Origin of the sequence: Nonomuraea sp. NPDC049784 (assembly GCF_040659615.1) — a bacterium.
In the GTDB taxonomy this organism is placed as follows: Bacteria; Actinomycetota; Actinomycetes; order Streptosporangiales; family Streptosporangiaceae; genus Nonomuraea.
Genome location: NZ_JBFAMX010000726.1, coordinates 1 through 4,585, shown reverse-complemented (window position 1 = coordinate 4,585; position 4,585 = coordinate 1). Strand labels below are relative to the sequence as shown.

The 4,585-nt window shown below is 73.0% G+C and carries 5 protein-coding genes; 3 read left to right on the top strand and 2 right to left on the bottom strand.

The window, feature by feature from the left end; all coding sequences use genetic code 11:
* The first annotated feature begins 119 nt into the window (after positions 1 to 119).
* A complete protein-coding gene (locus AB0J09_RS56935; protein ID WP_360711118.1) occupies positions 120 to 1,538 on the top strand; it encodes an FAD-binding oxidoreductase in 1,419 nt (472 codons plus the stop codon).
* 6 nt (positions 1,539 to 1,544) lie between these two features.
* On the opposite strand, the gene AB0J09_RS56930 is transcribed toward AB0J09_RS56935, so the two are convergent.
* Positions 1,545 to 2,432 carry an SDR family NAD(P)-dependent oxidoreductase gene (locus AB0J09_RS56930; RefSeq protein ID WP_360711115.1) on the bottom strand — a complete coding sequence of 296 codons (888 nt, stop codon included), beginning with the start codon at positions 2,430 to 2,432 and terminating at the stop codon, positions 1,545 to 1,547.
* 71 nt (positions 2,433 to 2,503) lie between these two features.
* Between AB0J09_RS56930 and AB0J09_RS56925 the strand changes: the two genes are divergently transcribed.
* Positions 2,504 to 3,424 carry a LysR family transcriptional regulator gene (locus AB0J09_RS56925; RefSeq protein ID WP_360711112.1) on the top strand — a complete coding sequence of 307 codons (921 nt, stop codon included), beginning with the start codon at positions 2,504 to 2,506 and terminating at the stop codon, positions 3,422 to 3,424.
* A 24-nt stretch (positions 3,425 to 3,448) separates the two neighbouring features.
* On the opposite strand, the gene AB0J09_RS56920 is transcribed toward AB0J09_RS56925, so the two are convergent.
* Entirely contained in the window at positions 3,449 to 4,078 is a 630-nt protein-coding gene (locus tag AB0J09_RS56920; RefSeq protein WP_360711109.1) for a helix-turn-helix domain-containing protein, read from the bottom strand.
* Positions 4,079 to 4,164: 86 nt separating this feature from the next.
* On the opposite strand from AB0J09_RS56920, the gene AB0J09_RS56915 reads away from it, so the two are divergent.
* Positions 4,165 to 4,585, top strand: a 421-nt coding sequence (locus tag AB0J09_RS56915) for an alcohol dehydrogenase catalytic domain-containing protein (RefSeq protein ID WP_360711107.1), incomplete at its 3' end; no start/stop codon positions are given.

Genomic DNA, 4,585 nt, shown 5'->3' with positions numbered 1-4,585 from the left:
GTCCGCGAGCAGGCCGGGAGCCTCAGCGACGCCCGCGGCGGTGACGAGGTCACCCTCACGTGGCGCGTCGCCGACTCCGTCCTGCTGCCCGACTCACCCGATGTGGAGGCTGTACTAACGTGAAAGGCATCCCGCTGACCAGGGACTTCGCCAACGGCGGGGTTTCCTTCTGGTACCGGCAGATCGGCCTGCCTGACCGGCGTCCCCCGCTGCCCGGGCCGCGCTCGTACGACGTGGCCATCGTCGGCGGCGGCTACACCGGCCTGTGGACCGCGTACTACCTGAAGCAGGCCGAGCCCGGGCTGCGGATCGCGATCCTGGAGAAGGAGTTCGCCGGGTTCGGGGCGTCGGGGCGGAACGGCGGCTGGCTGTCGGCGGAGTTCGCCGGATCGCGCAAGCGGCACGCCAAGGCGCGCGGGCGGCAGGCCATGATTGACCTGCAGCACGCCATGTTCCAGTCCGTGGACGAGGTCATCGAGGTGACCCGCAAGGAGGGCATCGACGCCGACATCCACAAGGGCGGGCTCATCCACGTCGCGACGAACCCGGCCCAGCGGCGCAGGCTCCGCGAGGAGCTCGACGACCTGCGTACGTGGGGGTACGGCGAGGAAGACCTGCGCCTGATGGACCGCGACGAGCAGCGCGAGCGCATGCAGGTGGCGGGCACGCTCGAGGCCACCTACTCGCCGCACTGCGCCCGCATCCAGCCCGCCAAGCTGGCCGTCGGCCTGGCCGAGGCGGTGGCCCGGCTGGGCGTGGACATCTTCGAGGACACGACGGTGACGGAGATCCGGCCGCGGCGGGACGGCGCCCAGGCGGCGGCGATCACCACGCGCGGGGAGGTCTCGGCCGACTACGTCATCCGCGCCACCGAGGGCTTCACCGCCTCGCTGGCCGGGCAGCACCGGCAGTGGCTGCCGATGAACAGTTCCATGATCGTCACCGAGCCGCTGCCCGCCGAGGTGTGGAAGCACATCGGGTGGTCGGGCAACGAGCTGCTCGGAGACGAGGCGCACGCCTACATCTACGCGCAGCGCACCGCCGACGACCGCATCGCGATCGGCGGGCGGGGCGTGCCTTACCGGTACGGCTCGCGTACCGACGTCCGGGGCGCCACGCAGCCGCAGACGGTGGCGCTGCTCTGGCGGATGCTGGTGAAGCTCTTCCCCGCGGCGGCGGACGCGCGGATCCAGCACTCCTGGTGCGGGGTGCTGGGCGTGCCGCGCGACTGGTGCTCGACGGTCCACCTGGACCACGCGTCGGGGCTCGGCTGGGCGGGCGGCTACGTGGGCAGCGGCGTCACGACCACCAACCTGGCCGGGCGCACGCTCCGCGACCTGGTGCTGCGCCAGGACACGGAGCTCACGGCCCTGCCCTGGGTGGGCCGTCAGGTGCGTCAGTGGGAGCCGGAGCCGCTGCGGTGGACGGGGGTTCAGCTCATCTACGCGCTGTTCCGGACCGCCGACCGCCAGGAGAACGACCACGGCACCACCACCTCGCCGTACGCCCGCCTGGCGAACCTGATCTCGGGCCGCTGAGCCGCGTCACGGGATGACGAGGCGCTCCTGCTCGGTGGGCGGTGTCCCGCCGTACCAGGGCAGGGGCTTGCCGAAGCGGACCAGCTCTCCGTACAGGGCGGGGTCGGCGCCCTCGGCGAGCACCAGGTCGAGCACTGCCCGCGCGGCCTGGGCCGGTGTCTGGGCGTGGCCGTACTCGCTGAACCAGGGCCGGGAGGCCCGGGTGTCGACCATGCCGGGGCAGACGGAGGCGATCATCGTGCCGGTGGCGAGGTCGCGCTCGCGGCGTTCGGCCGCGACGGCGCGCACGGCGGCCACCTGCGCCACCTTGGAGGGCACGTTCAGCCAGTGTGGCCAGCCGGCTTCGTCGAGTGTCCCGGCGTGGATGGCGCTGCGCCAGGACTCGACGGCCCGCTCGACCTGGTCGAGGGAGGCGCCGTCGAACAAGTGGTGCAGCCGTGGGTTCAGGTGTCCGAGGGTGCCCAGGGTGCTGGCCACGACGATGAGCCGCCCGCCGGGCCTCAGTATCGGGCCGTACGAGCGCAGGATCGTGTGGGTGGCGACGTTGGCGACGTCGATGAACTCGTCGGCCTGCTCGGCCTGCGACCTGTCAGGGGCGTTCGGGGCGATGGCGTTGGAGATCACCACGTCCACCCCGCCGTGGCGCTCGCGCAGCTCATCGGCCAGCCCGGCCACGGCGCCGGCGTCGGAGACGTCGAGGACCCGGCCCTCCACCCGGCTGCGCGTGCCGGATGATCGCGTGACCTCTCGGGCGGCGTCCGAGACCCGCTGGGCGTCGCGGCCGGTGAGCAGTACCAGGTCGTCCGGGGCCATCCGAGCGGCCAGCCCTTCGGCGAGGGCGCGGCCGAGGCCCTGGTTCGCCCCCGTCACCAGGGCGATGCGTGGATCGTTCATGCCGCCACGCTAGGAGCCGCCTCGGCCATGAGTCCAACGAAAGTTACGCACACCTGGTATGCGTAGACGTCATGGACTTCAGCGACGTGTCGCTGACCGCGCTGCGGGTCTTCCGCGCCGTGGCCGAGCAGGGCACCTTCACCGCCGCCGCGAGCGCGCTCGGCTACACCCAGTCGGCGGTGTCCCGGCAGATCTCCTCGATAGAACGGGCCGCGGGCGCTGACCTGCTGGAGAGGCGGCGCGACGGCGCACGGCTGACCGCCGCCGGCCGCATCGTGCTGCGCCGGGCCACCATCGTGCTGGACCAGATCGACGCGACCGCGCGGGAGCTGTCCGGCCTGCCGGCGCAGGCCGGGGTCGTACGGGTGGGCTGGTTTCCCAGCGCGGGCGCCGTGCTGCTGGCCAGGGCCCTTGCCGCGCTGCGCCGCACGGACCCCGCCATCACGGTCGTCACCCGGGAAGGAAGCACCCCTGCGCTCGTCCGCGCGCTGCGGGCCGGCAGCCTGGACCTTGCCCTGCTGGCGTCGGCGCCGCCGTTCCGCCCGCCGGACGCGGAGTCGCCGCCGCTGGCCCTCCAGACGCTCGCCGAGCGGGGTCTGCGCCTCGCGGTGCCGGCCGCCCATCCGCTCGCCCACGGCGACTACGTCGACGTGGCCGACTTGCGCGGGCAGCGCTGGATCGCCGGCCCCGCGGGTGACGACCTGCTGATGGGGGTTTGGCCCGGTCTGGACGAGAAGCCCGAGATCGCCCATACCGCCCGCGACTGGCTCGCCAAGCTTCACCTCGTCGCGGCCGGCTGCGGGCTGACCACTGTGTCCGCCCTGCTGGTCCCGGCCGCGCCGCCGGGCGTACGCATCCTGCCGGTGAGGGGCGGCCCGCAGGAGCACCGCCGCCTGCTCCTCGCCCGCCTGCCGCACCCGCCGACGGAGCCGGTCGCCCGCGTCGCGGACGCCCTGCGCACCGCCGCCCTCGACACCGACACACCGCCGTGACCACTGCGACCCAAGCCGCGGGAGTCACCTTGCCGACCCGTGCAGGAAGTCGAGTGTGAGCGGCGGCGCCGGCGGCAGGGGCTCGGCGTGCTCGGCCCGGAAGGACTGCAGCAGGTACGCCACCAGCCGCCGCGACGCCGCCGCCGCGGCCTCGCTCGTTCCGGTGGCGACGCCGCAGTTGGCCTTGAGCAGCAGCGTCAGATCGGCCAGGTCGAAGTCGGCCCGCAGCTGCCCCGCGGCCTTGGCCCGCCGCATCACCTCGGCGAAGCCCTGCTCGGCCCGCACCCGCGTACGCTCGTAGTCGATCGCGTCGGGGAACGCCGTCAGGAACGCGTCGGTGAACCCCCGATCGGCGGCCTGCATCGCGCACACCTTCTCGATCATCGAGGAGAACCCCCGCCACGGGTCCGGATCGGCCAGCGCCTCGTCCACGACCGACGCGCACGTGGCCAGCTCGTCGCCGAACACCTCCGTGATCAGCGACTCCCGCGACGGGAAACGCCGGTAGAGCGTGGCCACGCCGACCCCGGCGCGCCGCGCGATGGCCGCCATGGGCACGTCGAGCCCCCGCGTGGCGAACGACTCCCGCGCGGCCTCGAGGATGCGCACGCGGTTGTACCGGGCGTCGGCCCGCAGCGCCTGCGCGGGCTCCATCTGAGAGGGATGACCAGGCATATTTCTCACATTAACGTAAATGGACGGCCCCATCCGGTTAGCTCGCTACCGTCACTCATGTGGAGATGAATGCGACTGAGATGCGCGCGGCCCTGTTCGACCAGTACGGGCCACCGGAAGTGCTGTATGTGGGCACGGTGCCAAAGCCGGTCCCCGGACCCGGCGAGGTGCTGGTGCGCGTGCACGCCGCCAGCGTGAACGGCGGCGAGCTGCACGGCCGGGCGGGAAAAATGCGGCCCGTGACCGGGCTGATGCAGCGGGGCTTCCCGAAACGCATGGGGCTCGACTTCACCGGCGAGGTCGTTGCCCTGGGCCCGGACCCGGCCGAACCCGGCCCCCGGCTGGGCGACCGGGTGTGGGGCGTGCTGGACCGCACGTTCGGCAGCGTCGCCGAGTACCAGGTTGGCCGTGCTGCTGGGCTCAGGGTTCCGCGGATCGAGTGCCCTGGATCTGGCCAGCCAGGTGATCAAGCATTGCGGGGATCTC